Raw genomic sequence first — 836 nt, forward strand, 5'->3', positions numbered from 1 at the left:
CCGTCTGGCCAGGTAACCCAGCACCCCGAGCAATTCCTCGCGGCGGGATATGGTGTGACCTGCAATATCCCGGGCAACGGCGTGGCGGCAGGATGTACGAGCAAGGATTACTGGAATATTGGCGTGTCGTTCACCCCGGCGTGGAACCAGGCATTGCCAGGCGTGAACCTCGAGATGCCGTTGTACTACGGGCGTGGACTGAAAGGTAACGCGCCATATAACCAGGGCGGGTACGAAGGTTTTTCACCTTACTCGGTCGGCTTGCGGGCCAAGGTTTTTGAAAAATACCAGTTCGACCTGAAGTACAACGGCTACAGCGGCAAACGCGTGAACACTCCGACCGGACCGCAAATCCTCGGCAGTGCCTACCTGGCCGATAAGGGAACGCTGACGCTGAGTTTTCAAACCACATACTGATCAACAACAAGATTCCCTATGCAGGGAGCGACGGGTTCACATCATTCTGGAGACATCAACATGAAGTACACTAGCAAAGCCATCATGGCCGCGGCCACCCTTGCCACACTGGGCTGGGCACAAGCGGCCGTCACCCCGGAAGAAGCCAAGGCACTTGGCACGACGCTCACGCCATGGGGCGCGGAGATGGCGGCGAGCAAGGATGGTGCAATTCCGGCCTACACAGGTGGGCTGCCCAAGATACCAATCCGCCGGGCTTCAAGCCTGGCACCGGCAAATGGCCGAATCCTTTTCCACAAGATAAGCCACTTTACGTCATTACCGCGAAAAACATGGACGAATACGCGGACAAACTGACCGAAACCAATAAGGCTTTGCTCAAGCGTTTTCCGGATTACAAGCTCGAGGTGTATCCGACG

At 56.6% G+C, this 836-nt stretch carries 2 protein-coding genes; both read left to right on the forward strand.

Translation table 11 applies throughout. The annotated features are described in order from the left end of the window. Positions 1-417: DUF1302 family protein (locus I5W_RS09910; RefSeq protein ID WP_044529090.1), on the forward strand; the 417-nt coding region annotated here is incomplete at its 5' end. Positions 418-590: 173 nt separating this feature from the next. After that, on the forward strand, positions 591-836 hold a 246-nt coding region (locus I5W_RS09915; protein WP_252716978.1), incomplete at its 3' end, for a DUF1329 domain-containing protein.

Origin of the sequence: Herbaspirillum sp. B65 (assembly GCF_000333555.1) — a bacterium.
Classification (GTDB): Bacteria; Pseudomonadota; Gammaproteobacteria; order Burkholderiales; family Burkholderiaceae_D; genus Herbaspirillum; species Herbaspirillum rubrisubalbicans.